Consider the following 24,186-nt stretch of genomic DNA (forward strand, 5'->3'; position numbering starts at 1 on the left):
GCGCTCAGCGCGCGATGTCCGCGTAGCCCTCGATCTCGCGCGGGTCGCGCGGGCCGGGGCCGATGTAGCGGGCGGAGGGGCGGACGAGGCGGCCGGTGCGCTTCTGCTCCAGGATGTGCGCCGACCAGCCCGCCGTACGGGCGCAGGTGAACATCGAGGTGAACATGTGCGCCGGGACCTCGGCGAAGTCCAGCATGATCGCCGCCCAGAACTCGACGTTGGTGGCGAGGACGCGGTCCGGGCGGCGGTTGTGCAGCTCTTCCAGGGCCGCCTTCTCCAGGGCCTCGGCGACCTCGAAGCGCGGGGCGCCGAGCTCGCGGGCGGTGCGGCGCAGCACGCGCGCGCGGGGGTCCTCGGCGCGGTAGACGCGGTGGCCGAAGCCCATGAGGCGTTCGCCCTTGTCGAGGGTCTTCTTGACGTACGCCTCGGCGTCGCCGGTGCGCTCGATCTCCTCGATCATGTGCAGGACGCGGGAGGGGGCGCCGCCGTGCAGCGGGCCGGACATGGCCCCTACGGCCCCGGAGAGCGCCGCGGCCACGTCCGCGCCGGTGGAGGCGATGACCCGGGCGGTGAAGGTGGAGGCGTTCATGCCGTGCTCGGCGGCGGAGGTCCAGTAGGCGTCGACCGCGGCGACGTGCCGGGGGTCGGGCTCGCCCCGCCAGCGGATCATGAAGCGTTCGACGACGGACTGGGCCTTGTCGATCTCGCGCTGCGGAACCATGGGCAGGCCCTGGCCGCGGGCGGACTGGGCGACGTACGACAGGGCCATGACGGCGGCGCGGGCCAGGTCTTCGCGGGCCTGCTCGGCGTCGATGTCCAGGAGGGGTTTCAGGCCCCACACGGGCGCCAGCATGGCGAGCGCGGACTGGACGTCGACGCGGATGTCGCCGGAGTGCACGGGGATGGGGAACGGCTCGGCGGGCGGCAGGCCGGGGTTGAAGGCGCCGTCGACGAGCAGGCCCCAGACGTTGCCGAAGGAGACATGGCCGACCAGGTCCTCGATGTCGACGCCCCGGTACCGGAGGGCGCCGCCCTCCTTGTCCGGTTCGGCGATCTCCGTCTCGAACGCGACGACTCCTTCGAGTCCGGGTACGAAGTCGGACATCAGGCGGCTCCTCGTGATGTGTGCGACGGGTTGTGGGGCAGGCCCGGCTGTAGGTGCGGCTGTGGGTGATCGCCCTGGGGATCCACGGCCGGTGACGGGCTCGCGGTCACGAACGGTCACTCGGGTGATGCCCCGTGCGGCCGGCGGTCACCCCACCGGGACGGCATCTGCACGATATCCCCGAGTGTCAACCCTGGGGAGGTTTCGCGGCACTGAGTGCCACGCAGTGATGAAGGACACCGTGGCGTACGGCGGTGGGCCATACGGCAAGATGACCGCGTGACCGAGCATGACGCCGTCCCCGCCGCTGTCCCCGAGCCCATTCCCGATCCCTCGGTGATGCGCAAGCACTACCGCGAGGAAGGGCTCGCCGAGGCCGATCTCGCCGCCACGCCCGTACAGCAGTTCGCCCGCTGGTTTCGGCAGGCCGCGACGGAGGGCCGGCTGTTCGAGCCGAACGCGATGGTCGTCTCCACGGCCGACGCCGAGGGGCGGCCCAGCTCGCGCACGGTGCTGCTGAAGCACTTCGACGAGCAGGGCTTCGTCTTCTACACCAACTACGACTCCCGCAAGGCCCGTGACCTGGCGGAGAACCCGTACGTCTCGCTGCTGTTCCCCTGGTATCCGATGGCCCGGCAGGTCATCGTCACGGGCGTGGCCCGGCGCACCGGCCGCGACGAGACGGCCGCCTACTTCCGCACCCGGCCGCACGGCTCCCAGCTCGGCGCGTGGGCGAGCGAGCAGTCCTCGGTGATCGCCGGCCGGGACGAGCTGGACGCCGCCTACGCCGAGCTGGAGGCCCGTTACCCGGACGGCGAGCAGGTGCCGGTGCCGCCGCACTGGGGCGGGTTCCGGGTGGCACCGCAGTCGGTGGAGTTCTGGCAGGGCCGGGAGAACCGGCTCCACGACCGGCTGCGGTACGTGGCGCAGGCGGACGGGAGCTGGCGGGTGGAGCGGCTGAGCCCGTGAGGGCGGGCCAGGCGTCGCGGGGCAGGCGGGACTTTGCGGACACGGCCTAGGGCCTGATCCGGAAGACAGGCCCTAGATCTTGCCCCAGACGTAGGCCGTGCGGTGGCCGTCGAGGAGCTGGGACATCCAGGTGTGGAACTCGTCGGTGAACTCCGGCCAGTTCCAGAACTCGAAGCCCGGGTGGCCGAAGGCGATGGGCGCCTCGTCCCAGGTCCAGTCCGGCAGGGCGACGGCCGTGGCGCAGCCGGGGCAGCCGACGGCGGCGGTTCCGGTGTCGTACCAGGTCTCCATCGCGTCGCTGAAGCGCGTCCAGGCCGCGTCGTCCAGCGGGGTGGCCGCGGCGCAGCGCGGGCAGACGGCCGCGCCCGGCATGTCGGCGCCGCTGGGGAAGCCGGTGCGCCGGGTGTGGACGGCGAGGCCGTCCGACGGCTCCCAGTCCCAGTCGTCCCGCACGGCCCGGTGCCAGTTCGGGCCGGGCGGATGGCCCAGGGGCTGCCCGGGGACGCACGTCGTGCGCCCGGCGAGGACGATGCCCTCGGCGACGAGCCGGTCGACGACGCGCTGGGCGAGCCGCGGTGCGTCGTCGGTGCTCGCGTCGAGGTCGACGAACACCTGGAAACGGTCGCCCATGGTCAGCCCAGCGCCGCGTCCAGCAGCGCCGCCCACTGGTCCACCACGCGCTCCCGGCGCGGCGCGTCGTCGGTGAGGAGGTTGGCGAGGCCGAGGCCGCGGGCCATGTCGAGCAGGCCCTGCACGGTCTCGCGGACGCCGGGGCGGGACTCGTCGGCGCCGAGGAGGTCCACGGCGATGCGGTGGGTCTCGCGGCCCACGCGCGCCTCCAGTTCGGTGACCCGGGGGCGCAGCTGCTCCTCGTTGGACGCGGCGACCCACAGGTGCAGGGCTGCGCGGAAGAGCGGGCCGGTGTACAGGTCGACGAGGGCGGCGACGACGGCCCGGCGGTCGCCTGCCGCGCCCTCGGGGAAGAGGGCGCGCAGGGCGTCGGAGCGTTCCTCGGCGACGTACTCGACGGCGGCGGTGAACAGGTCCTCGCGGGTGGGGAAGTGGTGCTGGGCGGCGCCGCGGGAGACCCCGGCGCGTTCGGCGACGACGGACACCGTGGAGCCCGCCCAGCCGTGTTCGGCGAGGCAGGCCACGGCGGCGGCCAGCAGCCGCTGCCGGGTGGCCCGGCTGCGGTCCTGCTTGGGGACGCGGTCGACTGTCGTCACAGCACTCATTCCGTCACAGCACCCATTCGGGATCCCGTCGTTCCAGGAAGGCCGTCATCCCCTCGCGGGCCCGCGGTGAGGAGAACAGCCGGGCCGAGAGCGCGGTCAGACGGTCCGCGTCCCGGTCGAAGGTCTCCAGCACCCTAGCCGCGAGCAGCCGTTTCGTCTCGGCCAGGGCCTCGGGCGCGGAACGCCTGAGGCCGTCCAGGATCGGTGCCAGTACGTCGTCCACGTCGTCGCCGGCCGCGGTGAGCAGGCCGATGCGGGCCGCCTCGGCGGCGTCGAACCGCTCCCCGGTGAGGTAGTAGCGGGCGAGGGCGCGCGGGTCGGTGCGGGGCAGCAGCGGCAGGGAGATCACCGCGGGCGCCACCCCGATCCGCACCTCGGTGAACGCGAACGTGGCTGTGGCGGAGGCGGCGGTGATGTCGCAGGCGGCGAGCAGGCCGAGGCCGCCCGCGCGGACGTGCCCGGTGACGCGGGCGACGACCGGTCTGGGAAGTTCGACGAGCTGCCGGAGGAGGGCGACGAGCGCGTCGGGGTCGGGAGGGTCCTTCAGGTCGGCGCCGGCGCTGAACGTGGTGCCGGTGTGGGTGAGGACGACCGCGCGGACGTCGCCGTCCTTGCCGCACTCCGTGAGCGCGTCGGCCAGCTCTCCCAGCAGCGCCGCGGACAGCGCGTTGCGGTTGTGCGGGGAGTCGAGGGCCAGGGTCTCGATCCCCCGCGCGCGGGTCCGCACGATCGACGTCATGCCCGCTCCCGCAGTTCCCGGCGCAGGATCTTCCCGGAGGCGGCCCGCGGCACCGCGTCGATGAAGGTGACCTGGCGGACGCGCTTGTAGGGGGCGACGCGTTCGGCGACGTACATCATGACCTCTCCTTCGGAGAGGTCCCCGGCGTTCGGCTGGCGCACCACGTACGCACGCGGGACCTCGTTTCCGTCCTCGTTGTAGACGCCGATGACGGCGGCGTCGGCGATGCCGGGGTGGGTGAGGAGCAGCGCCTCCAGTTCGGCCGGGGCGACCTGGAAGCCCTTGTACTTGATCAGCTCCTTGACGCGGTCGACGACGAAGAGCCAGCCGTCGCGGTCGACGTGGCCGATGTCGCCGGTGTGCAGCCAGCCGTCCGGGTCGATCATCGCGGCGGTGGCGTCGGGCCGCCCGAGGTAGCCCTTCATCACCTGGGGACCGCGGATCAGGATCTCCCCCGCCTCCCCCGGCCCGAGATCCTTGCCGGGGTCGTCGAGGGAGACGATCCGCATCTCCGTCCCGGCGATCAGCTTCCCGACGGTCCCGGGAGGCGCGTCCCGCATGGCGTCGAGGGGGACGACATGGGTTCCCGGGGACAGTTCCGTCATGCCGTACGCCTGGCCGACGGGCGGCAGGTCCAGCCGGCGGGAGCAGGCCGCGGCGAGGCCGGCGTCCAGCGGTGCGGCGGCGCTGATCACGTACTTCAGGGACGACAGGTCGTACCGCGCGACCAGCGGGTGCTTGGCCAGGGCGAGCACGATCGGCGGGGCCACGTACAGGGCGGTGATGCGGTGGTTCTGGATGGCCGCGAGGAAGGTCTCCAGGTCGAAGCGGGGCAGCACGACGACGGTGGCGCCCTGCCGGAGCGGGGCGTTCATCAGGGCCGTCAGCCCGTAGATGTGGAAGAACGGCAGCACGGCGAGGACGCGTTCCCCGGGTCCCGCGTCGATGGCCGGTTCCAGCTGTGCCAGGTTGGTGGCGATCTGCCGGTGGGTCAGCATCACGCCCTTGGGGGTGCCGGTGGTGCCCGAGGAGTACGGCAGGGCGGCCAGGTCCTCCGCGGGGTCGATGTCGACCACGGGCTCGGGGGCCGTCGACCCCAGCATGTCGATCAGCGAGCGGTGTCCGGGCGCGCTGTCGCAGACGAAGATCTCCCGGACGCCGCCCGCGAGCTCGGCGGCCCGCCGCGCGGTGTCGAGCAGCGGGGACACGGTGACGATCCAGCGGGCCGCCGAGTCGCCGAGTTGCTTGGCGAACTCCTCCGCCGTGGCGAGCGGGTGCACCGTGGTGACGGCGGCACCCGCGCGCGTGGCGGCGTAGAACGCGGTGGGGAAGGCGATCGTGTTGGGGCTGTGCAGGGCGAGCACGTCGCCCTTGCGCACGCCCGCCTCGGCGAGCGCGGCGGCGATACGCCGGTGGAACCGGTCCACCTGCTCGTACGACAGGGTGGTGCCGTCGGTGCCGTCGATGAGCGCGGGCGCGTCACCGAACTCGGCGGCCCGGCCGAGGACCGCTTCGTGGATGGGCAGGTTCACGGGCTGGACGTCTGCGTACTCGCTGCGGAACATCGGTTCCTCCTCGCGCGGGGGCGGGTGTCAGTACGACTTGGGCAGACCCAGGGCCTGGTGGGAGACGTAGTTCAGAATCATCTCCCGGCTCACCGGCGCGATACGAGCCACGCGCGCGGCCGTGATGAGCGAGGCGAGGCCGAACTCGCGGGTGAGGCCGTTGCCGCCGAGGGTGTGCACGGCCTGGTCGACGGCCTTCGCGCAGGCCTCCCCGGCGGCGTACTTGGCCATGTTGGCCGCCTCGCCCGCGCCGGCGTCGTCCCCCGCGTCGTACAGATGGGCCGCCTTCTGCATCATCAGCCGGGCCAGCTCCAGGTCGATGTGCGCCTGTGCGAGGGGGTGGGCGATGGCCTGGTGGGCGCCGATGGGGGACTTCCACACGGTGCGGTCGCGGGCGTACTCGACGGCTCGGGCGATCGCGTAGCGGCCCATGCCGATGGCGAACGCGGCGGTCATGATCCGTTCGGGGTTGAGGCCGGCGAAGAGCTGCAGCAGGCCCGCGTCCTCGTCGCCGACGAGCGCGTCGGCGGGGAGCCGTACGTCGTCCAGGGTCAGCTCGAACTGCTTCTCCGGGGCCTGGATCTCCATGTCGATCTTGCGTCGCCCGAACCCGGGCGCGTCCCGGGGGACGATGAACAGGCAGGGCTTCAGACGGCCGGTGCGGGCGTCCTCGGTGCGGCCGACGATGAGGGTCGCCTCGGCGATGTCGACGCCGGAGACGAAGACCTTGCGGCCGGTGAGGAGCCAGTCGGCGCCGTCCCGGCGGGCCGTGGTGGTGATGCGGTGGGAGTTGGAGCCGGCGTCGGGTTCGGTGATGCCGAAGGCCATGGTGCGGGTGCCTTCGGCGATTCCGGGGAGCCAGGTCCGCTTCTGTTCTTCCGTGCCGAAGCGGGCGATGACCGTGCCGCAGATGGCCGGGGAGACGACCAGCATCAGGAGGGGGCAGCCGGCTGCGCCGAGCTCTTCCAGGACGATGGAGAGTTCGGTGATGCCGCCGCCTCCGCCTCCGTATTCCTCCGGGAGGTTGACGCCGAGGTAGCCGAGTTTGCCTGCTTCGGACCAGAGTTCCTGGTGGTTGTGGTTGCGGCCGTGGCGGTTGCCGAGGGCTGCTACCGCGTTTCGGAGGGCTTTGTTCTCTTCGGATTCGAGGAGGGTGGTCACTGGGCTCCTTCGGTCTGCGGGTTGTCTGTGGCTGGTCGCGCAGTTCCCCGCGCCCCTAGGGGGTTTCACTCACCACGGCCAAGAGGGCGCCGAGTTCCACCTGCTGGCCCGGCCTTGCGTGCAGGGCGTTCAGGGTTCCTGTCACCGGTGCGGAGATCTGGTGCTGCATCTTCATCGCCTCCAGCCAGAGCAGGGGCTCTCCGGCCCGTACGGCGGCTCCTGCGGTCAGGCCGTCGGCTATGCGGACGACCGTGCCGGGCATGGGGGCGAGGAGGGAACCCGGGGCGTGCTGGGCAGCGGGATCGGGGAAGCGGGGAAGGGCGCGCAGGGCCGTCTGGTTGACGTGGATCTCGTCGCCGTACCGCGCCACCGTGTACGTCCGTCGTACGCCGTCCACCTCGAGGACGACGAGACGGGCGTCGGCGTGTGCGACGCGCACCCCGTCGGCTTCCAGGGTGCCCGCGCGGGTGTGGTGGTAGTGGACCTCGTGCTCCTCGCCTGCCATCGTGTACCGCTTGGTCTGCGGCTGGGAGGGCAGGTTGCGCCAGCCGCCGAAGCGGGAGCGGCCGTGGGCGTCGGCGAGGGCGGCGGCTAGGGGGGCGTGGGGGTCGGGGGCGGGTTCGGTCAGCTCCGGCAGGTGGCGGTCGTAGAAGCCGGTGTCCATGTGGGCGGACGTGAACTCTTTGTGCCGCAGGGAGCGGATCAGGAGGTCGCGGTTGGTGACCGGGCCGTGGATCGCCGCCTGCTCCAGTGCGCCGGCGAGCTTGCGGATCGCCTCCGCGCGGGTGGGCGCGTGGGCGACGGCCTTGGCGAGGAGGGGGTCGTAGTGGACGCCGATCGGGTCGCCGTCGGTGTAACCGGTGTCGAGGCGGACGGTGTCCGGGACGGCCAGGCGGTGCAGGGTGCCGGTCTGCGGGGCCCAGCCGTTCGCCGGGTCCTCGGCGTAGAGGCGGGCCTCCACGGCGTGGCCACGCGCGCGGGGAGGGTCGTTTTCGAGGGCGTGGCCCTCGGCGACACGGATCTGGAGGGCCACCAGGTCGACGCCGAACACGGCCTCGGTGACGGGGTGTTCGACCTGGAGGCGGGTGTTCATCTCCAGGAAGTGCGCCTTCCCGTCGGCGACCAGGAACTCGACCGTGCCGGCGCCTGTGTAGCCGACCGCGCGGGCGGCGCGTACGGCGGTCTCGTGCAGCTCGTGGGTGAGTTCGGGGCTCAGTCCGGGCGCCGGGGCCTCCTCGATCACCTTCTGGTGGCGGCGCTGGAGGGAACAGTCGCGGGTGCCGAGCGCCCACACCGTGCCGTGCGTGTCGGCGAGCACCTGCACCTCGACGTGGCGTCCGTCCTCGACGTACGGCTCGACGAACACCTCGTCGTCGCCGAAGGCGGACCGTGCCTCCGCGCGGGCGGCCGTCAGTTCCGCGTCCAGGTCGGCGAGGCGGCGTACGACCCGCATGCCGCGCCCGCCGCCACCGGCGGCCGCCTTCACCAGCACCGGCAGGTCGGCCTCGGTGACGTCGCGCAGGGGGGCGAGGCCCAGCAGTTCCTTGGCGCGGGTCTTGGACGCCATGGCCTCGATCGCCTCCGGGGGCGGGCCGATCCAGACCAGGCCCGCGTCGAGGACCGCGCGGGCGAAGCCGGGGTTCTCGGAGAGGAAGCCGTAGCCGGGGTGCACGGCGTCGGCGCCGGCGGCGAGGGCGGCCTTCACGATCAGGTCGCCGCGCAGGTAGGTGTGGGCGGGTGCCGCCCCCGGCAGGCGTACCGCCGCGTCGGCCACGCGCGCGTGGAGGGCGTTTTCGTCGGCGTCGGAGTGCACCGCGACCGTCCGGATTCCCAACTCACGGCAGGTGCGGAAGACACGGCAGGCGATCTCGCCCCGGTTGGCGACGAGCACAGAAGTGATCACAGGGTCTCCTCACATCCGGAAGACGCCGAAGCCGCCCCGCACGCCCTCGTAGGGCGCGGTGTGGAGGGCGGACAGGCACAGGCCGAGGACGGTGCGGGTGTCGCGCGGGTCGATGACGCCGTCGTCGTACAGCCGCCCGGACAGGAACATCGGCAGCGACTCGGACTCGATCTGCTGCTCCACCATGGCGCGCAGGGCGGCGTCGGCGTCCTCGTCGTACGGCTGCCCCTTGGCGGCGGCGGACTGCCGGGCGACGATCGACAGGACGCCCGCGAGCTGCTGCGGGCCCATGACGGCGGACTTGGCGCTGGGCCAGGCGAACAGGAAGCGCGGGTCGTAGGCGCGTCCGCACATGCCGTAGTGCCCGGCGCCGTAGGAGGCGCCCATGAGGACGGACAGGTGGGGGACGCGGGAGTTGGCGACCGCGTTGATCATCATCGCGCCGTGCTTGATGATGCCGCCCTGCTCGTACCGGCTGCCGACCATGTACCCGGTGGTGTTGTGCAGGAAGAGCAGCGGGATGTCGCGCTGGTTGGCGAGCTGGATGAACTGGGCGGCCTTCTGCGACTCCTCGCTGAACAGCACGCCCTGGGCGTTGGCGAGGATCCCGACCGGGTAGCCGTGCAGCCGCGCCCACCCGGTGGCCAGGCTGGTGCCGTACAGCGGCTTGAACTCGTCGAAGTCCGAGCCGTCGACGATCCGGGCGATGACCTCGCGCGGATCGAAGGGGATCTTGAGGTCGCCGGGGACGATGCCCAGCAGCTCGTCCGGGTCGTACTTCGGGGGTTCCGCCGGTCCCGGGTCCGGATACGCCTTGCGGTGGTTGAGCCGGGCGACGACCCGCCGGGCCTGCCGCAGGGCGTCCCGCTCGTCCACGGCGAAGTAGTCGGCGAGGCCCGACACGCGCGCGTGCATCTCGGCGCCGCCCAGGGACTCGTCGTCGCTCTCCTCCCCGGTGGCCATCTTCACCAGCGGCGGCCCGCCGAGGAACACCTTCGCGCGCTCCTTGACCATGATCACGTGGTCGGACATACCGGGGATGTACGCGCCCCCGGCCGTCGAGTTCCCGAAGACGACCGCCACGGTCGGGATCCCGGCGGCGGAGAGCCGCGTGATGTCCCGGAAGATCGCCCCGCCGGGGATGAAGATCTCCTTCTGGGACGGCAGATCGGCCCCTCCCGACTCCACCAGGCTGATGCAGGGCAGCCGGTTGGCGAGCGCGATGTCGTTGGCGCGCAGGGCCTTCTTCAGGGACCAGGGGTTGCTGGCACCGCCGCGCACGGTCGGGTCGTTGGCGGTGATCAGGCACTCGACGCCTTCGACGACCCCGATGCCGGTCACGAGCGACGCCCCGACGGCGTACTCGCTCCCCCACGCGGCGAGCGGCGACAGTTCCAGGAACGGCGTGTCCGGGTCGAGCAGCAGCTCGATCCGCTCCCGGGCGAGCAGCTTGCCGCGCCGCCGGTGCCGTTCGACGTACTTCTCGCCGCCGCCCGCGAGGGCCTTGGCGTGCTCGGCGTCGAGTGCGGCGAGCTTGGCGAGCATGGCCTCGCGGTGGGCCCGGTAGTCGGGACCGGTGGTGTCCAGGGCGGAGGTCAGGACCGTCACAGCAGGGTCTCCGGAATGTCCAGGTGGCGGGAGCGCAGCCATTCGCCGAGGGCCTTGGCCTGCGGGTCGAAGCGGTGCCGGGCGGCGACGCCCGCGCCGAGGATCCCCTCGACGACGAAGTTCAGGGCGCGCAGGGCGGGGAGTGGGTGGCGTACGACGGTCAGCTCGGCGGTCTCGGGGAGGAGCTGCCGGAAGAGGTCGACGGTGAGGGTGTGGACGAGCCACCGCCACGCCTCGTCCGTGCGGCCCCACACCCCGACGTTGGCGTTCCCGCCCTTGTCCCCGCTGCGGGCGCCCGCGACGAGCCCGAGGGGCGCGCGGCGGGTGGGGCCGGGCGGCAGGGGCTCGGGGAGGGGCGGCTCCGGCACAGGGTGCAGTGGATGGGTGTCATGGGGCGGGGCCACGGCGATCCGGCGCCCATCATGGAGGACGGCCATATGGTCGACGGCACCATGGGGGACGAACACATCCTCGAACACCCCATACGGCGAGCCCTTTTCAGGTGGGGCCAGCACATGGAAGCCGGGGTAGCTGGCGAGGGCGAGTTCCACGGCGGCGGCGGTGAGCGGCCGTCCGACGACGGCCTGGTCGGAGTCACGGACGACCAGCCGGAGCAGGGCGCTTGCGGTCTCCTCGGTGTCGGCGTCGGACCGGTCGGTGCGGGACAGCTCCCAACGGACGTCGGCGGGCGGCGACTTGGCGAGTACGTCGCCCATCTGCCGGCGCACGAGTTCGGCCTTGGCCTCGATGTCCAGCCCGGTCAGCACGAAGGCGACCTCGTTGCGGAAGCCGCCGAGCCGGTTGACGCCGACCTTGAGAGTGGGCGGTGGGGCCTCGCCTCTCACACCCTCGATCCGCACCCGGTCGGGGGCCTCCTGGCTGAGCCGTACGGTGTCCAGCCGGGCGGTGACATCGGGTCCGGCGTACCGGGCGCCGCCGGTCTCGTAGAGGAGTTGGGCGGTGACCGTGCCGACGTCGACGAACCCGCCGGTGCCGGGATGCTTGGTGATGACCGAGGACCCATCGGCGTGGATCTCCGCGAGCGGGAAGCCGGGCCGGCTGACGTCACCGTCCCGGAAGAAGGCGTAGTTGCCGCCGGTCGCCTGCGTCCCGCACTCCAGCACATGCCCGGCGACGACGGCACCCGCGAGCCGGTCGTGGTCCGTGGGCGCCCAGCCGAAGTGCGCGGCGGCGGGCCCGGTCACCAGGGCGGCGTCCGTCACCCGCCCGGTGACCACGATGTCGGCACCCTCGCGCAGGGCGGCGGCGATGCCGAAGCCGCCGAGGTAGGCGTGGGCGGCGAGGCTGCCGGGGTGGGCGGCGGTGAGGTCGTCGCCCTCGACGTGCGCGACGCGGACGGGAATGCGGAGCCGGTCCGCCACCTCGCGTATGTCTTCGGCGAGCCCGGCGGGGTTGAGCCCGCCCGCGTTGGTGACGATCCGCACGCCGCGCTCGTGGGCGAGGCCGAGGGTGTCCTCCAACTGCCGGAGGAAGGTGCGGGCGTACCCCGCCTCCGGGTTCTTCAGCCGGTCCCGGGCGAGGATCAGCATGGTCAGCTCGGCGAGGTAGTCGCCGGTGAGGACGTCCAGGTCGCCGCCGGTCAGCATCTCGCGGAAGGCGTCGAATCGGTCGCCGTAGAAGCCGGAGGCGTTGCCGATACGCAGCACGCTCACCGCGCGTCCCCCTTCGCCGGCCGTCCGGCACCGGGCGGGCCCGCGAAGGCCTGCGCGATGTCCAGCCAGCGGTCGGCGTCGGGGCCTTCGGCGCGGAGGGCGAGGTCGGTGCGGTTGGCCCGCTGGGTGACGAGGAGGCAGAAGTCGAGGGCGGGGCCGGTGACGCGCTGGGGGGCGTCTTCGGGACCGTTGACCCAGAGTTCGCCGGAGGGGCCGGTCAGCTCGACGCGGAAGGGCTCGGCCGGGGCCTGGATGCCGTGCACGGTGTACGCGAAGTCCCGGGTGCGGTAGCCGAGTCGGGCGATGTGGCGGAGGCGGTCGGTGGGGACGCGGGTGACGCCGAGGGCGTCCGCGACGTCCAGTCCGTGCGCCCAGGTCTCCATCAGGCGTGCGGTGGCCATGGAGGCGGCGGACATCGGCGGGCCGTACCAGGGGAAACGGGCGCCGGCCGGGGCGGCACGGAGGGCGCGATCTAGAGCGGTACGCCCCTCGCGCCACCGCTCCAGCAACTCGGCGGGAGCGATACGCGCCCCCTCCTCGGCCCCCTCGTCCACGAAGGAGTCCGGCGCCGCGAGGGCCTTCTCGATCATCACCCGGAACCCGTCCTCATCGGTCACCGCGAGCAGCGCCGAGCGGTCGGTCCAGGCGAGGTGGGCGATCTGATGGGCGACGGTCCAGCCGGGCGCGGGAGTCTGGAGCGCCCAGCGCTCCGTCTCCAACTCGGCTACGAGCGCGTCGAGTTCGTCGCTTTCGGCACGGAGGTCATCGAACACGGGCAGGGGCGTCGGCTCGGCCATGGGGGGAGCATGGCAGCGCCCCCATAAACAATCAAGCATGCTTGCATGAATTTGTTCCCCGCCATTCCGGCGTCGGCGTGTGCGGGAGGTTCGGCAGGTACGTCAGCGCAGGCGAGCGGAGCTCCGGCTGCCACGGTCTCCCTCGTCCGGGACGTACTCCCGACGCCGGGTCACTGTCGGACCCCACCACGCCCGTACGCCGTCAGGAAGCCCCCTCGGCCGGCACCGGCTTCCCCCGTCCCACCTGCGTCCGCACCGCTCCCATGCTCGCCGCGATGACCAGGGCGATCGCGAGGGCCTGGGTGGCGGTGAGGGACTGGTCCAGGATGAGGAAGCCGGCCGTCGCGGCGAGGGCGGGCTCCAGGCTCATCAGGACCGCGAAGGTGGAGGCGGGCAGGCGGCGCAGGGCGAGGAGTTCGAGGGTGTAGGGGAGGACCGAGGAGAGCAACGCCACCGCCGCGCCCAGGCCGATCGTGACCGGGTCCAGCAGCTTGCCGCCCGATTCGGCCACGCCCAGCGGGAGGAACAGCACCGCGCCCACCGCCATGGCCAGTGCCAGGCCGTCCGCCTGCGGGAAGCGGCGGCCCGTGCGGGCGCTGAAGACGATGTACGCCGCCCACATCGCACCCGCGCCCAGCGCGAACGCCGCGCCGACCATGTCCAGATCGCCGAATCCGCCACCACCCAGCAGGAAAACGCCCGCGAGCGCCAGGCCCGCCCAGATCAGATTCACGGCGCGACGGGATGCCAGGACCGACAACGCCAGCGGCCCCAGCACCTCCAGAGTGACCGCCGGGCCCAGCGGGATGCGGTCGACGGCCTGGTAGAAGAGGCCGTTCATGCCGGCCATGGTGAGGCCGAAGACGACGACCGTCCCCCAGTCGGCACGGGAGTGGCCGCGCAGCCGGGGCCGGCAGACCAGCAGCAGCACCACGGCCGCCACCGCCAGCCGCAGCGCCACCACACCGAGCGCACCGGCCCTCGGCATCAGCATCACGGCGAGCGCCCCGCCGAACTGCACCGAGATGCCGCCCGCGAAGACCAGCCCCACGGGCCCGAGCGAGCCGAAGCGGCGCGGGGCACCGGAGGAGGCACCGGAAGGGGCGGCGACGGGAGAGGTCGTGGCGGTCTCGGGGGAAGTCACGGGCGGTCCAGGGGCTCGGCTTGAAAGCGTCGTTCATCTCGGTGTACTGCCGAGTCCAGGGTAGTGGACTGCATCAGGTGTGTGAAGCCGTTATGCCACTTACTTCGTCTCCTCTCCCGGACCCTCCCCCGGGCCTTTACCGGACCCTTCCCCCGGCCGCTCTTCCGGGCCCTCCCCCGTACCTGCCCCGGACCCGCCCCCCGGCCGCTCCCCCAACCCCTCCGCCAGCACCTCCGCCACATGCCTCCCCCGCACCCCGCCCAACTGCTCCAGCTGCGTCCGGCACGAGAAGCCGTCCGCCAGGACCACCGCACCTTCGGGTGCCTCCCGCACCGCCGGCAGCAGTTGTTCCTCCGCGCAGGCCGCCGAGACCTCGTAGTGGCCGGCCTCGAAGCCGAAGTTGCCCGCGAGGCCGCAGCAGCCGCCGGTCAGCTCGCCGGTGAGGCCCGCGGCGGCGCGCAGGCGGCGGTCGGGGCCGTCGCCGAGGACCGCGTGCTGGTGGCAGTGGGTCTGGCCGACGACCGGGCGGTCGAGGCGGGGCGGGATCCAGTCGGGGGCGAGGCGGGCCAGGGACTCGGCGAAGGTGAGCACGCGGGAGGCCAGGCGGGCCGCGCGCGGGTCGTCGGACAGCAACTCGGGCAGGTCGGTGCGGAGCGCCGCCGCGCAGCTCGGTTCCAGGACCACCACCGGCGTGCCGGTCTCCAGCACCGGTGCCATCACGTCCAGCGTGCGGCGCATCACCGTACGGGCGCGGTCCAGCTGGCCCGTCGAGACGTACGTCAGCCCGCAGCAGACGCGGGCCGGCGACGGCGGCAGGGTCACCTCCAGGCCCGCCGCCTCCATCACCCGCACCGCCGACCGGCCCACCGAGGGCGAGAGGTGTTCCGTGAACGTGTCCGGCCACAGCACCACCCGCGCGCCCCCTGCCCCCACGCGCGCGCCTCCCCTACGCCGCCACCACCGGCTGAACGTCTCCGTCGCCAGCCTCGGGATCTCCCGCTCCCCCGCGATCCCGCCGAGCCGTTTCCCCAGCCCGGCCAGCGGCCCCACGGCCGCCAGCGCGTTCACCACCGGCGCGGCCCGCAGCCGGGACACCCACCGCAGCCACTCCGGCAGCCGCCCCATGCTGTGGTGCGCGGCGGGGCGGCGGCGCCCGGCGTAGTGGTGGTGCAGGAACTCCGCCTTGTACGTGGCCATGTCGACGCCGACCGGGCAGTCCGAGCGGCAGCCCTTGCAGGACAGGCACAGGTCGAGCGCGTCCCGGACCTCGGCCGAGCGCCAGCCGTCGGTGACCACCTCGCCCGCCAGCATCTCGTGCAGCAGCCGGGCACGCCCGCGCGTGGAGTGCTCCTCCTCGCCGGTCACGCGGAACGACGGGCACATCACGGACGGGCCGCCCGCCGTCGCCGTACGGCATTTCGCCACGCCCACACACCGCCGGACCGCCGCCGAGAAGTCGCCGCCGTCGGCCGGGTAGCCGAAGGCCACGTCGACCGGCCGGCGCGGCAGCGGGGCGAAACGGAGGTTGTCGTCCAGGCGGTGGGGCCGCACCAGCATGCCCGGGTTGAGGAGGTCGTCCGGGTCCCAGATCGCCTTCGCGCGCTCGAACAGCGTCACCATCCCCGCCCCGTACATCCTCGGCAGCAGCTCCGCCCGCGCCTGACCGTCCCCGTGCTCCCCGGACAGCGAGCCGCCGTGCGCCACCACCAGGTCGGCCAGCTCCTCGGAGAACCGCCGGAAGCGGGCCACGCCCGCCTCGGTCAGCAGGTCGAAGTCGATCCGGACGTGGATACAGCCGTCCCCGAAGTGCCCGTACGGCGTGCCGCGCAGACCATGCGCCGCCAGCAAGCCCCGGAAGTCCCGCAGATACGCGCCCAGCCGGGCCGGCGGCACCGCGCAGTCCTCCCACCCCGGCCATGCTTCACTGCCGTCCGGCATCCTCGTCGCCGTACCGCTCGCGTCCTCCCGGATCCGCCACAACGCCCGCTGGTCCGCCGCGTCCGTCACCACCAGCGCGTCCACGACGTCCGCGGCCCGCACGATCGCCTCCGCACGCGCGCGTGCCTCCGCCGCCGACTCCCCGCCGGTCTCCACGAACAGCCAGGCCCCGCCCCTCGGCAGCGCCGCCGGCGACGGCACCAGGTCGGCGGCCATGCCCTCGACCGTCAGCGGCCGGTGCGGCAGCAGGCCCGCCGCCGCCTCCGCCGCCGCGCTCTCGTCGGCGTACCCCAGCACGGCCAGCGCCCTCGCGCGCGGGGCCTCCACCAGCCCGACGACCGCCTCCGTCAGCACGGCCAGAGTGCCCTCCGAGCCGCAGAAGGAGCGGGCGACGTCGGCGCCCTTCTCCGGCAGCAGCGCGTCCAGGGCGTAGCCCGAGATGCGGCGCGGCAGCTCCGGAAAGCCGGTCCGCAGGCGCGCCAACTCCCCCTCCACCAGCGCCCGCAGCCCCTCCGGAGCGCCCGCCCAGCCCTGCCCCAGCCGCAACCGCCGCCCCCGCGCGGTGACCACCGACAGCTCCCGCACGCTGTCCGCGGTCGTCCCCCACGCCACCGAGTGCGAGCCGCAGGAGTTGTTGCCGATCATCCCGCCGAGCGTGCACCGGCTGTGTGTGGACGGGTCGGGCCCGAAGCGCAGTCCGTGCGGCGCGGCGGCCTCCTGAAGCCGGTCCAGCACCAGGCCCGGCTGGACGACGGCCGTGCGCGCCTCGGGGTCCAGCGACAGGAGCCGGTTCATGTGCCGCGTGAAGTCCAGCACCACTCCCCTCCCGGTCGCCTGCCCCGCGATCGAGGTCCCCCCGCCTCTCGCCACGACCGGCACCCCGCGCGCGCGGCACACCTCCAGCACCGCGGCGACGTCGTCGGCGTCCCGGGGCGCGACCACTCCCAGCGGGACCCGCCGGTAGTTGGAGGCGTCCATGGTCGTGAGCGCCCGCGAGGTGACGTCGAACCCCACCTCACCCCTGACGGCCGCACGCAGTTCGGCTTCGAGATCCGTCATGCGTCCAGGATGCATCCGACCACTGACAGTGACCGTCCGGCCGCCCGCGCTGTAGGTCCCCACAGGTCCATGAGGTGGAGATCTCGTCTCATCGAACGGACACGTTTCCGTCCCGTTTCTGTGAAGGGATACCCTCCGCCTCGTGGCTGAGATCCAGATTCCTGCTGACATCAAGCCCGCGGACGGTCGATTCGGCGCGGGTCCCTCCAAGGTGCGGGTGGAGGCGCTGGACGCCCTGGCCGCCACCGGTACGTCGCTGCTCGGCACCTCCCACCGCCAGGCCCCGGTCAAGAACCTGGTCGGCCAGGTGCGCGAGGGCATCCGCGAGCTGTTCCAGCTGCCCGACGGCTACGAGGTGATCCTCGGCAACGGCGGCTCCACCGCGTTCTGGGACATCGCGACCCACGGTCTGATCGAGAACAAGTCGCAGCACCTCAGCTTCGGCGAGTTCTCCTCCAAGTTCGCCAAGGCCGCCAAGCTCGCCCCGTGGCTGGCCGAGCCGGACGTCATCTCCGCCGACCCCGGCACCCACCCGGAGCCGGTCGCCGAGGCGGGCGTGGACGTCTACGCCTTCACCCACAACGAGACCTCGACCGGTGTCGCCATGCCCATCAAGCGCGTGGCCGGTGCCGACGAGGGTGCGCTGGTCCTGGTCGACGCCACCTCCGGCGCGGGCGGTCTGCCGGTCGACATCGCCGAGACCGACGTCTACTACTTCGCCCCGCAGAAGTCCTTCGCCTCCGACGGCGGCCTGTGGATCGGCGTGTTCTCCCCGGCGGCGATCGAGCGCGCCGAGCGCATCCACGCCTCCGGCCGCCACATCCCGGAGTTCTTCTCGCTGCCGACGGCGATCGACAACTCCCGCAAGAACCAGACGTACAACACCCCGGCGCTCGCCACCCTCTTCCTGCTGAACCAGCAGCTGGAGTGGATCAACGGGCAGGGCGGGCTCGACTGGGCGGTGCGCCGCACGGCGACCTCCGCGCGGACGCTCTACGGCTGGGCCGAGGACGTCAAGTTCGCCAACCCGTTCGTCGCCGACCCGGCCAAGCGCTCGCAGGTCATCGGCACGATCGACTTCACCGACGAGGTCGACGCCGCGGCGGTCGCCAAGGTCCTGCGCGCCAACGGCATCGTCGACACCGAGCCGTACCGCAAGCTCGGCCGCAACCAGCTGCGCGTCGCGATGTTCCCGGCGATCGAGCCGTCGGACATCGAGGCGCTGACGAAGTGCATCGACTACGTCATCGAGAAGCTCTGACCTTCCGGGCAAGACGATCGAGTACGACGACGAGGGGCACCCGGAACTTCCCGGGTGCCCCTCCTCGTTGAGCCGTCAGCGGCTCAACTTCTGGAACCTCCGCACCGCCAGCGGCAGGAAGATCGCCGTGAGAATCACCGGCCACACCCCGGACATCAGCAACGCGTGCTGTTCGACCCAGGAGTCGCCGTTGCCGGCCGGGGTGCCGAACAGGTCGCGGGTGGCGGCGGCGGTGGAGGAGATGGGATTCCAGGCCGCCAGCCAGCCGAGCCAGTCGGGCATCAGCTGCGGGGCGACGAAGATGCTGGAGATCATCGTCAGGGGGAAGGCGACCGCGAAGAGGCCGCCCGCCGCCTCCGGGTTGGGGACGATCAGGCCCAGCCAGACGCCGATCCAGATCAGCGCGAAGCGCAGCCACAGCAGCAGACCGAACGCGGCGAGGAAGCCCCAGCCGCCGTCCGGGCGCCAGCCCATGGCGAGGGCGGTCAGCATCATGATGGCCAGTTCCGCGCAGGCCACCAGGAGGTCGGTGACGCCCCGGCCCGCCACCACCGCCGAGGACGCCATCGGCATCGAGCGGAACCGGTCGATGACGCCCTTCGTCGAGTCGTAGACCACCACCGTCGCGGTGTTGATGAAGCCGAACGCCATCGTCATGACGAACATGCCCGGCATCAGGAAGTCCTTGTAGTCCCCGCCGCCGGGCACCCGCATCGCGCTGCCGAAGACATAGCCGTACAGCAGCACCGACAGGATCGGGAAGCCCAGCTGCCAGGCTATGTTCACCGGCTGGCGCTGGTAGTGGGTCAGGCCGCGGCGGACGATGTTCCAGCAGTCGGAGAGGAGCCAGTACGTGCGGCTCCGCGTGGGGCCCTCGGTGAGGTTCAGCGCGCTCATGCCGCCGTCTCCTCCTTCGTCGTGCGGTGTCCGGTCAGGCGCAGGAACACGTCGTCGAGGCTGGGCCTGCGCAGCCCGATGTCCTCGACCTTCACGCCCTCGTCCTGGAGGGTGCGGGCGACGTCCGTGAGGGCCGCGACCCGGTCGGCGACCGACGCGTGCACGCGCAGCTCGGTCTCGTCGGCCTCCGGTTCGCCGTCCGAGACGCGCGCGATGGCCTTCACCACGCGCGGGATGTCCGCCCGGTCGGCGGCCACGACCTCGATCCGGTCGCCGCCGACCCGGTCCTTCAGGCCGTCGGGGGTGTCGTCGGCGATGGCGCGGCCCTGGTCGATGACCGTGATGCGGGAGGCCAGCTTGTCGGCCTCCTCCAGATACTGGGTGGTCAGCAGGACCGTGGTGCCGCTCGCCACCAGCGCCCGGACCGACTCCCAGACCTCGCCCCGGCTCCTCGGGTCCAGTCCCGTCGTCGGTTCGTCCAGGAACAGGACGGACGGGGCGAGGATCATCGACGCCGCGAGGTCGAGGCGGCGGCGCATACCGCCGCTGTAGCCGCCCACGCCCTTGTCGGCCGCGTCGGTCAGGTCGAACTGTTCCAGCAGCTCGGCAGCCCGCAACTTGGCCCGCTTGCCGCCCAGATGGAACAGGCGGCCGAACATCTCCAGGTTCTGGCGGCCGGTGAGCACCTCGTCCACCGCCGCGTACTGGCCGGTGAGGCCGATCCTGGCGCGCACCTCGCGCGCCTGCCGGGCCACGTCGAGGCCGGCCACCGTCGCCCGCCCGCCGTCGAGGCGGATCAGCGTGGACAGGATGCGTACGGCGGTGGTCTTCCCGGCGCCGTTCGGGCCGAGCAGGCCGTGCACCGTGCCCTCGCGGACGGCCAGGTCGAAGCCGTCGAGGGCGCGTTTCTCGCCGTACCGCTTCTCCAGGCCCTCGGCGTGTACCGCGAAACCGTCCATGTTCCCCACGTCCTCCCCCTGGGCCCTGGGGCCCCTTGGCGCCTAACTGCTTACACCGTACCCGATTGCGCGTACGACGTAAGCAGTTTTTCTCCGGGGGACATAAGCTGAGGTCATGACGAGCGGCAAGGGCGTGACGGACACCAGCGGCAGCGGCGACATCGTCCGCACCCTGGAACTGCTGTGGGACACCGGGCGACGCCCCAGCCGGGGCCCGAAGCCGGCCCTCACGCTCGACCAGATCGTGGAAGCCGCCGTCCGGGTCGCGGACGCCGAGGGTCTTGAGGCGGTCTCCATGCGCCGCGTCGGCGCCGAACTGGGCACCGGCGCCATGTCGCTCTACCGCTACGTCCCCGGCAAGGCCGAGCTGCTGGACCTGATGCTGGACCGCGTCCAGCGCCCCGGCGACGACCCCGAAAGCCTCGGCGACGGCGGCTGGCGCTCCGCCCTGGAGGCCATGGCCCGCGCCACCCTCGCCCTCTACCGGCGCCACCCCTGGCTGCTCCAGGTCAACCAGTCCCGGCCGATCCTCGGCCCGAGCGCCCTCGACGGCATGGAGCGGGTCCTGGAACGCATCCGGCCGATGGGGCTGAGCGACCCGGAGCTGATCTCGGCGATCCTCGTGATCGACTCGTACGTCGTCGGCGCCGCGCGCACCCAGGTGTACCAGGAGGAGGCCGAGCGCCGGTCCGGCCTGACCACCGCCGAGTTCTACGAGGCGCAGGCCCCGGTCCTGGAGAAGGTCATGGCCTCCGGCCGCTACCCGATCCTCGCGTCCCTCTCCGAGGACACCTGGAGCTCCGACTTCGACCACTTCGAGTTCGGACTGCAACGGATCCTCGACGGACTGGACGTGTTCGTGTCACAACGGGCGCGGGAGCGATCGGCGGACACGTAGGCTCCCGGCGTCGGCGCTTCACGGTGAACCGCCGGCTCAGGGAGGGGAACCCACCACATGGCTCTTCGCACGTTCCTGCGCACGCTCGGCGCCGCCGCCCCGTCCGTCGACACCCTCGTCACCACCGCCCGGATCCGGCCCGGCACTCCGCTCCAGTGCGAGGTCACCGTGCGCGGCGGCGGCGCGGACCTGGACGTGGAGCGGCTGCGGCTCGAACTCGTCGTCCGCGCGGAGGACCTGGAGCCGGACGGCTCCACCGGCTGGAACAACCCGTACGTCGTCTCCACCGCGACCAGCGACCCCTTCAAGCTGCCCGCCGGCGGCACCGTCGTCCGCCATGTGGCGCTGGACATGCCCTGGGAGATGCCCCTCACGCACGCGCGGGGCGTCCGGCTGACCGGCAGCCGGGTCGCGGTCCGCACCGAACTCGCCGTCGAGAGCGCGGTGGACCGCGGCGACTTCGACGAGATCGAGGTGCACCCGCTGCCCCACCAGGACCTCGTCTTCCAGGTCTACGAGGACCTGGGCTTCCGCTTCCACGAGTCCGAGGTCAAGCTCGGCCAGCAGCCCTGGCCGGACCGGATGAAGGACCGCCGCACCGCCCCCTTCTGGCAGGAGCTCGACTTCCACTTCCCCGCGTCCTGGAACCGGGGCGTCCAGGAGCTGGAGACGGTGCTCATCACCCGCCCCGACGCGATCGACGTCCACCCCGGCGGCTACCCGCCGGTAACGCTGCCGGCCGACGAGCCGGACCGGGCGGCCTGGAAGCAGGCGATCGAGGAGCACATCCGCTCCTACTGGGCCTGAGCGACCCGCTGGGCCTGAGCGACCTGTTGGGCCTGAGCGACCTGTTGGCTCACTTCTTGCGCCGCAACCGGCTGAGCCCCAGCAGGGCGACAGCGGCCACGGCGACGGCGAGCACGCCCTTCCCGGCGCTGACACCGTCGCCGCCGCCGTCGTCGGACGGCGCGGAACCGCCCTCCTCCGCAGGCGACTTGGAGCCCGCGGGACCCTTGCCCCCGGGCACGTCCCCGGGCTCCACGGAACTCTCCGAGCCCTCGGCGCCGTACATCAGCTTCGACCCGTCGGCGGTGTACGTGACGGACTCCCCCTGCCCCAGGAACGGCACGCTCAGCCGCCCCGTCTTCTCGATCTTCCCGCCGTTCCAGTCGTACGCGACCGCCCCGAAGTAGCTGCGGACGACGAGCTGTTCGCCGTCCGGGGACAGGGCGGCGTCGGTGGCCTCCAGGTCGGGGACGGCGGCGACGCGCGTGAACACGTTGCCGCCCGAGGCGGACAGCTCGGCCGGCCCCGCGTACAGATGGCTGCCCCGCTCGTTCTTGTCGACGATGTAGACGCGCCCCGTCCGGGGGTGCACGACCAGCGACTCGGCGTCCCGGGCGCCGTCCGCGTACGTCACGACGTACTGCGTCGCCCGCACGGTCGCGTCCCGCAGCGTCTTCGGCTCGGGCAGCCGGTAGATCCAGACGTGCTGCCAGCCGCCGCCGAGGTTGTCGCCGATGTCGCCGACGTAGATCTGGTTGCCGGGCCCGATGGAGATGGCCTCGACGTCACGCGGGGTGCCGACACCGGTGAGCGTGAGCGTCGCGACCGTCTCACCGGTCCGGCTGTCGACGGCGTAGATATAGGCGCCGTCGTCGCTGTCGTTGTGGGTCCAGTAGACGCCCGGGTGCTGCCGGGAGGCGGCCAGGCCGCTGGACTCGGTGATGCGCGGGTCCTTGATGGTGAACCCCTCGTCGCCGTCGGCTGCGGAGGCGGGCGGATGGGCGAGCGCGCCCGTGAGGAGGGCCGCGGCGAGGAGCACGAACGTTCGGCGCATGCCCCAAGACTGGCATGGCCGGGGCGTGGCAGGCCTCACACCCCGCCCCGAGCTGCGCCCGTCCCGCCGATCGTTCATGATGAGCGGATGCTCAGGTTCATGCCCGTAGGCGACTCCATGACCATCGGCAGCGCGGGCGAACACACCTGGCGTCACCGCATGTGGCAGCACCTGTGCGCGACGTACGGGGGCCCGTTCACGCTGGTCGGCCCGCGCGAGACGCTGTACGACAAGTCGGCCGACGCCCCCACGTCGTACGCCTACGCCGACCCGGACTTCCCCCGCGCCCACCTGGCCGGCTGGGGCGAGGGCTGGCTGCACATGGCACCGCTGATCGGGGACGCGGTGCGCGAGACGAGGGCCGACGTGCTGCTGGTCTCCCTCGGCCTCATAGACCTGGGCTTCTATACGAACGCCGAGCAGACGGCGGAGAACGTCCACGCGTTCGTCGCTGCTGCCCGCGATGCCAAGCCGCGGGTGCGGATGGTGGTGCTGCCGGTGATTCCCAACGTCCGCGCCCAGCAGGACCCCCCGTTCGCCGAGCAGGTCACCCGCTTCAACGAGCTGCTGGCTAAGGCGGTGGCCGATCTGGACGATGCCCGCTCTCCCTTGCTCCTCGCCTCGCCCCCGGCCGCGTGGGACATCCACCGCGACACCTACGACGGCACGCATCCCAACGCGAGCGGCGAGCACAAGATCGCGGGCGCGTTCGCGGAGGCGATGTGGCAGGGGTGGGGGGTCGGCGGGGAATACAGCGCGTAACCGGTCGGGCGTTCGTATCGTTGTACTGCGCGGCTGCACCCGTTCGAGGTGCGGTCGGGGAGGAGCGCCACGATGACCGTCCTTGAAGACAGGATCGCGATGGCCGAGAGCGACAACACGAGCACGCTGGACGAAATGTTCGAGCGACTCGAGAAGATGCCCGTCCCCGAGGGATACAAGGTCGAGATCGTCGAGGGGACCGTCTACATGTCGCCGCAGCGGGACACCCACTGGGAGATCATCCTGGGCATCATCGAACAGCTACGCACCAAGTACGCGCTCAAGCGCCTCAAGTCAGATGTGCGGATCGACTATCCGGGGCATCTCAACGGCTTCGCGACCGACGTGACCGTGATGGCCGAGGATGCCACCAAGACGGATAGCGGCCGGTGGCGCTGTGAGGACGTCATCTTCGTCGCCGAGGTCATCTCGAAGAGCACCGGCCCGAACGACTACGGCCCCAAAAAGACCGCCTATGCCACTGCCGAGGTCCCCGTCTACCTGATCGCCGATCCCTACCAGGGCCGCTGCCACGTCTACACCGACCCCAAGGACGGTTGCTACGAGCTCGAGATGATCGTCCCCTTCGGCAAGGACGTCGACCTCACCCGCACCGTCGTCGGCCTCACCCTCAAGACCGACGAATTCCCCCGCGACTGACCCACCCTTGCTT

Annotated in this window: 21 protein-coding genes; 6 read left to right on the plus strand and 15 right to left on the minus strand. The window is 72.3% G+C overall.

The genetic code is table 11. The features are described 5' to 3' along the window. Positions 1-4 precede the first annotated feature (4 nt). Entirely contained in the window at positions 5-1,105 is a 1,101-nt protein-coding gene (locus tag ACZ42A_RS12120; RefSeq protein ID WP_468527074.1) for a citrate synthase 2, read from the minus strand. Positions 1,106-1,384: 279 nt separating this feature from the next. Between ACZ42A_RS12120 and pdxH the strand changes: the two genes are divergently transcribed. Further along, complete coding sequence (gene pdxH / locus ACZ42A_RS12125) at positions 1,385-2,074, plus strand: pyridoxamine 5'-phosphate oxidase (RefSeq protein ID WP_468527075.1); 690 nt, start codon at positions 1,385-1,387, stop codon at positions 2,072-2,074. 72 nt (positions 2,075-2,146) lie between these two features. Here pdxH and ACZ42A_RS12130 read toward each other — a convergent pair whose 3' ends face one another. From ACZ42A_RS12130 to ACZ42A_RS12180, 11 genes are all read right to left on the minus strand, one after another. After that, a complete protein-coding gene (locus tag ACZ42A_RS12130) occupies positions 2,147-2,704 on the minus strand; it encodes a hypothetical protein (protein ID WP_468527076.1) in 558 nt (185 codons plus the stop codon). 2 nt (positions 2,705-2,706) lie between these two features. Beyond that, positions 2,707-3,309 (minus strand): TetR/AcrR family transcriptional regulator, encoded by a 603-nt coding sequence (locus ACZ42A_RS12135; RefSeq protein ID WP_468527077.1) that lies wholly within the window; start codon positions 3,307-3,309, stop codon positions 2,707-2,709. A gap of 4 nt (positions 3,310-3,313) precedes the next feature. Next, positions 3,314-4,048: an enoyl-CoA hydratase family protein gene (locus ACZ42A_RS12140; RefSeq protein ID WP_468527078.1), complete on the minus strand. Its 735-nt coding sequence runs from the start codon at positions 4,046-4,048 to the stop codon at positions 3,314-3,316. Further along, positions 4,045-5,613 (minus strand): 4-coumarate--CoA ligase family protein, encoded by a 1,569-nt coding sequence (locus tag ACZ42A_RS12145; RefSeq protein WP_468527079.1) that lies wholly within the window; start codon positions 5,611-5,613, stop codon positions 4,045-4,047. The genes ACZ42A_RS12140 and ACZ42A_RS12145 overlap by 4 nt, the downstream gene beginning before the upstream one ends. A gap of 27 nt (positions 5,614-5,640) precedes the next feature. Next, complete coding sequence (locus ACZ42A_RS12150) at positions 5,641-6,774, minus strand: acyl-CoA dehydrogenase family protein (RefSeq protein WP_468527080.1); 1,134 nt, start codon at positions 6,772-6,774, stop codon at positions 5,641-5,643. Between the two features lie 55 nt (positions 6,775-6,829). Continuing rightward, positions 6,830-8,677 (minus strand): acetyl/propionyl/methylcrotonyl-CoA carboxylase subunit alpha, encoded by a 1,848-nt coding sequence (locus tag ACZ42A_RS12155; RefSeq protein ID WP_468527081.1) that lies wholly within the window; start codon positions 8,675-8,677, stop codon positions 6,830-6,832. 9 nt (positions 8,678-8,686) lie between these two features. Further along, positions 8,687-10,285 carry an acyl-CoA carboxylase subunit beta gene (locus tag ACZ42A_RS12160; RefSeq protein ID WP_468527082.1) on the minus strand — a complete coding sequence of 533 codons (1,599 nt, stop codon included), beginning with the start codon at positions 10,283-10,285 and terminating at the stop codon, positions 8,687-8,689. Beyond that, positions 10,282-11,958, minus strand: a complete 1,677-nt coding sequence (locus ACZ42A_RS12165) for an acyclic terpene utilization AtuA family protein (RefSeq protein WP_468527083.1) — start codon at positions 11,956-11,958, stop codon at positions 10,282-10,284. The genes ACZ42A_RS12160 and ACZ42A_RS12165 overlap by 4 nt, the downstream gene beginning before the upstream one ends. After that, positions 11,955-12,755, minus strand: a complete 801-nt coding sequence (locus ACZ42A_RS12170; RefSeq protein ID WP_468527084.1) for a TIGR03084 family metal-binding protein — start codon at positions 12,753-12,755, stop codon at positions 11,955-11,957. Before ACZ42A_RS12170 ends, ACZ42A_RS12165 begins: the two co-directional genes overlap by 4 nt. A 202-nt stretch (positions 12,756-12,957) precedes the next feature. After that, the gene (locus tag ACZ42A_RS12175; protein WP_468527085.1) at positions 12,958-13,899 is read right to left on the minus strand and encodes an EamA family transporter; all 942 of its coding nucleotides are present in this window, start codon (positions 13,897-13,899) and stop codon (positions 12,958-12,960) included. Between the two features lie 99 nt (positions 13,900-13,998). Further along, on the minus strand, positions 13,999-16,896 hold the full coding sequence (locus ACZ42A_RS12180; protein WP_468527086.1) for an FAD-binding and (Fe-S)-binding domain-containing protein: 2,898 nt from the start codon (positions 16,894-16,896) through the stop codon (positions 13,999-14,001). 142 nt (positions 16,897-17,038) lie between these two features. Here ACZ42A_RS12180 and serC point away from each other — a divergent pair, with 142 nt between their 5' ends. After that, a complete protein-coding gene (gene serC / locus ACZ42A_RS12185) occupies positions 17,039-18,157 on the plus strand; it encodes a phosphoserine transaminase (RefSeq protein ID WP_468527087.1) in 1,119 nt (372 codons plus the stop codon). Between the two features lie 75 nt (positions 18,158-18,232). Here the strand turns inward: serC and ACZ42A_RS12190 are convergent, their stop codons facing one another. Together ACZ42A_RS12190 and ACZ42A_RS12195 are read right to left on the minus strand one after the other, a co-directional pair. Continuing rightward, positions 18,233-19,054: an ABC transporter permease gene (locus ACZ42A_RS12190; protein WP_468527088.1), complete on the minus strand. Its 822-nt coding sequence runs from the start codon at positions 19,052-19,054 to the stop codon at positions 18,233-18,235. Further along, a complete protein-coding gene (locus tag ACZ42A_RS12195; protein ID WP_468527089.1) occupies positions 19,051-20,013 on the minus strand; it encodes an ATP-binding cassette domain-containing protein in 963 nt (320 codons plus the stop codon). The genes ACZ42A_RS12190 and ACZ42A_RS12195 overlap by 4 nt, the downstream gene beginning before the upstream one ends. Positions 20,014-20,128: 115 nt before the next feature. On the opposite strand from ACZ42A_RS12195, the gene ACZ42A_RS12200 reads away from it, so the two are divergent. After that, the gene (locus ACZ42A_RS12200; RefSeq protein WP_468527090.1) at positions 20,129-20,911 is read left to right on the plus strand and encodes a TetR/AcrR family transcriptional regulator; all 783 of its coding nucleotides are present in this window, start codon (positions 20,129-20,131) and stop codon (positions 20,909-20,911) included. A 57-nt stretch (positions 20,912-20,968) separates the two neighbouring features. Continuing rightward, positions 20,969-21,718 carry a sporulation protein gene (locus ACZ42A_RS12205; protein WP_468527091.1) on the plus strand — a complete coding sequence of 250 codons (750 nt, stop codon included), beginning with the start codon at positions 20,969-20,971 and terminating at the stop codon, positions 21,716-21,718. A gap of 49 nt (positions 21,719-21,767) precedes the next feature. On the opposite strand, the gene ACZ42A_RS12210 is transcribed toward ACZ42A_RS12205, so the two are convergent. Continuing rightward, complete coding sequence (locus ACZ42A_RS12210) at positions 21,768-22,751, minus strand: WD40 repeat domain-containing protein (RefSeq protein WP_468527092.1); 984 nt, start codon at positions 22,749-22,751, stop codon at positions 21,768-21,770. 87 nt (positions 22,752-22,838) lie between these two features. Here ACZ42A_RS12210 and ACZ42A_RS12215 point away from each other — a divergent pair, with 87 nt between their 5' ends. Both ACZ42A_RS12215 and ACZ42A_RS12220 read left to right on the plus strand, forming a co-directional pair. Further along, on the plus strand, positions 22,839-23,513 hold the full coding sequence (locus tag ACZ42A_RS12215; RefSeq protein ID WP_468527093.1) for a GDSL-type esterase/lipase family protein: 675 nt from the start codon (positions 22,839-22,841) through the stop codon (positions 23,511-23,513). Between the two features lie 72 nt (positions 23,514-23,585). Continuing rightward, the gene (locus tag ACZ42A_RS12220) at positions 23,586-24,173 is read left to right on the plus strand and encodes a Uma2 family endonuclease (RefSeq protein WP_468527094.1); all 588 of its coding nucleotides are present in this window, start codon (positions 23,586-23,588) and stop codon (positions 24,171-24,173) included. The last annotated feature ends 13 nt before the right edge of the window (positions 24,174-24,186 follow it).

The organism is Streptomyces sp. NPDC030838 (assembly GCF_055572035.1).

Bases quoted from the DNA above. Each gene is read 5' to 3' on its own strand.
- ACZ42A_RS12120 (WP_468527074.1), bottom strand. From the start codon at position 1,105: ATGTCCGACTTCGTACCCGGACTCGAAGGAGTCGTCGCGTTCGAGACG.
- ACZ42A_RS12130 (WP_468527076.1), bottom strand. From the start codon at position 2,704: ATGGGCGACCGTTTCCAGGTGTTCGTCGACCTCGACGCGAGCACCGAC.
- ACZ42A_RS12135 (WP_468527077.1), bottom strand. From the start codon at position 3,309: ATGAGTGCTGTGACGACAGTCGACCGCGTCCCCAAGCAGGACCGCAGC.
- ACZ42A_RS12140 (WP_468527078.1), bottom strand. From the start codon at position 4,048: ATGACGTCGATCGTGCGGACCCGCGCGCGGGGGATCGAGACCCTGGCC.
- ACZ42A_RS12145 (WP_468527079.1), bottom strand. From the start codon at position 5,613: ATGTTCCGCAGCGAGTACGCAGACGTCCAGCCCGTGAACCTGCCCATC.
- ACZ42A_RS12170 (WP_468527084.1), bottom strand. From the start codon at position 12,755: ATGGCCGAGCCGACGCCCCTGCCCGTGTTCGATGACCTCCGTGCCGAA.
- ACZ42A_RS12180 (WP_468527086.1), bottom strand. From the start codon at position 16,896: ATGACGGATCTCGAAGCCGAACTGCGTGCGGCCGTCAGGGGTGAGGTG.
- ACZ42A_RS12190 (WP_468527088.1), bottom strand. From the start codon at position 19,054: ATGAGCGCGCTGAACCTCACCGAGGGCCCCACGCGGAGCCGCACGTAC.
- ACZ42A_RS12195 (WP_468527089.1), bottom strand. From the start codon at position 20,013: ATGGACGGTTTCGCGGTACACGCCGAGGGCCTGGAGAAGCGGTACGGC.
- ACZ42A_RS12200 (WP_468527090.1), top strand. From the start codon at position 20,129: ATGACGAGCGGCAAGGGCGTGACGGACACCAGCGGCAGCGGCGACATC.
- ACZ42A_RS12205 (WP_468527091.1), top strand. From the start codon at position 20,969: ATGGCTCTTCGCACGTTCCTGCGCACGCTCGGCGCCGCCGCCCCGTCC.
- ACZ42A_RS12210 (WP_468527092.1), bottom strand. From the start codon at position 22,751: ATGCGCCGAACGTTCGTGCTCCTCGCCGCGGCCCTCCTCACGGGCGCG.
- ACZ42A_RS12215 (WP_468527093.1), top strand. From the start codon at position 22,839: ATGCTCAGGTTCATGCCCGTAGGCGACTCCATGACCATCGGCAGCGCG.
- ACZ42A_RS12220 (WP_468527094.1), top strand. From the start codon at position 23,586: ATGACCGTCCTTGAAGACAGGATCGCGATGGCCGAGAGCGACAACACG.